Annotated in this window: 2 protein-coding genes; both read left to right on the top strand. The window is 76.4% G+C overall.

Going from position 1 to position 2,691, the window contains the following annotated elements; all coding sequences use genetic code 11:
* Window positions 1-1,775 (top strand): amylo-alpha-1,6-glucosidase (locus tag ADY01_RS34725; RefSeq protein ID WP_049580788.1); only part of this gene is annotated, 1,775 nt, incomplete at its 5' end.
* A gap of 176 nt (window positions 1,776-1,951) precedes the next feature.
* Window positions 1,952-2,691 (top strand): phosphotransferase (locus ADY01_RS34730; RefSeq protein ID WP_063784476.1); only part of this gene is annotated, 740 nt, incomplete at its 3' end.

Consider the following 2,691-nt stretch of genomic DNA (forward strand, 5'->3'; position numbering starts at 1 on the left):
TCGCGCTCGCCGCCGCGGGCCGCCTGACCGAGACCCTGGAGGTGGTGAACGCGGGGGCGCTGCCCGCCCGGTTCGCCCTCACCGTCGCGGCGGCGACCGACCTCGCGCCGATGGACCTCGTCAAGTCCGGCATCGCCCAGCCCGCCGTGCCCCCGGCCGTCACCGCGGACGCGCTCGTCTGGTCCGGCCAGGGCCTCACGGTCCGCCTGGAGGCCACCCCCGCGCCCGACGCCGCCACCGCAGGGGGACTGCTCCGCTACGACGTCGCCCTGGCCCCCGGCGAACGCTTCGGCGCCGAACTCGTCTGCGTCGCCGAGGAGTCCGCGCCCCCGCTCTTCCCCGGCCCGGGGGCGGAGCGCACCCCGTGGCGCGCGCCCCGGGTGCACAGCGCCGACCGCCGCCTCGACCGCTGGGTGAGCCAGTCCCACGGCGACCTCGAACGGCTCCTCCTCGCCGACCCCGAGCAGCCCTCCGACCTGTTCCTGGCCGCCGGGGCGCCCTGGTTCGCCACACTCTTCGGCCGCGACTCGCTCTGGGCCGCCCGCATGCTGCTGCCGCTCGGCACCTCGCTCGCCGCCTCCACGCTGCGCGTCCTCGCCCGCCGCCAGGGCACCGCGGAGGACCCGCTCACCCAGGAGCAGCCCGGCAAGATCCTGCACGAGGTGCGCCACCCGCGCGACGAGGACCCGCGCGACCGATTCGCCCTGCCCCCGCGCTACTTCGGCACCATCGACGCCACCCCGCTGTGGATCTCCCTGCTGCACGACGCCTGGCGCTGGGGCCTGGCCACCCAGGACGTCGCCGCGCTGCTCCCGCACGCCGAGGCGGCGCTCGCCTGGATGCGGGACCACGGCGACGCGGACGGCGACGGCTTCCTGGAGTACATCGACACCACCGGCCGCGGCCTCGCCAACCAGGGCTGGAAGGACTCGGGCGACTCCATCCGCTTCCGCGACGGCACTCAGGCCACCGCGCCCATCGCCCTGTGCGAGGTCCAGGCGTACGCCTACGAGGCCGCGCTCGGCGGCGCGGCCCTGCTGCGGGCGTTCGACCGGCCGGGGGCCGACCGGTGGGAGGAGTGGGCCGACCGGCTCAAGTCCCGTTTCCGCGCTGCGTTCTGGGTGGAGGACGAGCATGGCCCCTACCCCGCGGTCGCCCTCGACGGCGACAAGCGGCCCGTCGACTCGGTCACCTCGGGCTTCGGCCACCTGCTGGGCACCGGGCTCCTCGACCCCGACGAGAGCGCCCTGCTCGCCGAGCGCCTCGGGGGCCCCGAGCTCAACTCCGGGTTCGGCCTGCGCACCCTGAGCAGCTCCTCGGGCGGCTTCAACCCGCTCGGCTACCACGTCGGCTCCGTCTGGCCCCACGACACGGCCATCGCCGTCCACGGCCTGGCCCGCGCCGGGTTCGCCGACACGGCCGCCGACCTGGCGGGCGGCCTGATCCGCGCCTCCGACGCGTTCAACGCCCGGCTCCCCGAGCTGTTCGCCGGCTACGGCACGGACGACGGCCGCCACCCCGCGCCCTACCCGGCCTCGTGCCACCCCCAGGCGTGGGCCGCCGCCGCCTCCGTCCACGTCCTGCGATCCCTGCTCGGCCTCGACGCGGACGTGCCGGGCGGCACGCTCACCGTCGCCCCCCGCCTCGGCATCGACCTGCAACCCTTGCACGTCGCCGGCCTCAGCGTGGCGGGCGCCCCCCTGGAGATCGAGGTCCGGGCCGACGCCACGGTCCACGTCCGGGCACCCCGGAACCTCGCGGTCCGCCTGCTCTGAACGCACCCCCGCCGTGCCGTCCTCGGCTCGGCCGAGGGGCCCGGAGCGGGCGGCTGTAGGGTCGGGCGAATGCTCAACCGGCTGAAAAGACCCCTCCGCCGGCCTGACCCCCGGTCGGGGCCGCGGCCGGGGCGTGAGACCCGGACCATCCACACCACCGGCCGGGGGCAGACCCCGTGAGCGGCGACGACGAGGCGCCGCTGCCCGGCGGCTTCGTCAACCAGGTGGTCCGGATCGGGGCGACCGTGCGGCGGTCCCCGACGGCGCGGTCCCCGTTCGTCCACCGGCTCCTCGAACTCTTCGAACGGCGCGCCTGGCCCGGCGCGCCCCGGTACCTGGGCGTGGACGCGCGAGGGCGGGAGATCCTGGACCACATCGACGGCCGGGCCGCCCTCACCGAGGACGAGCGGCGCGCGGCCCGTTCCGACGCGGCGCTCGCGCGCGTCGCCGAGATGGTGCGCGCCTTCCACGACCTCACCAGCGGCTCGCCGCTGGCGGAGGGCCACGAAGTGGTCTGCCACAACGACCTGTCGCCGAAGAACACCGTCTACGCCGTCGAGGACGGCGCCTGGCACCCGGTGGCCTTCATCGACTGGGACATCGCCGCGCCCGGCGCGCGCGTCCACGATGTGGCGCACGTCTGCTGGCAGTACCTCGACCTGGGCCCCGGCACCGCCGACATCCCGGAGGCGGCCCGGCGGATCGGGCTGATCCGCGACGCCTACGGCCTGGCCGACTCCCCGTCGGACCTGCTGGAGGCGATCCTGTGGTGGCAGGACCGCTGCCGGCGCGGCATCGAGGCGGGAGCGGCCGACGGCGACCGGGCCATGATCCGGCTCACCGAGAGCGGCGTCCCCGGCCGGATCCGCTCCGCCCACCAGTGGGTCGCCACCCACCGCCGCGCCATCACCCAACC

Source organism: Streptomyces sp. SBT349, assembly GCF_001083795.1.
GTDB lineage: Bacteria > Actinomycetota > Actinomycetes > Streptomycetales > Streptomycetaceae > Streptomyces.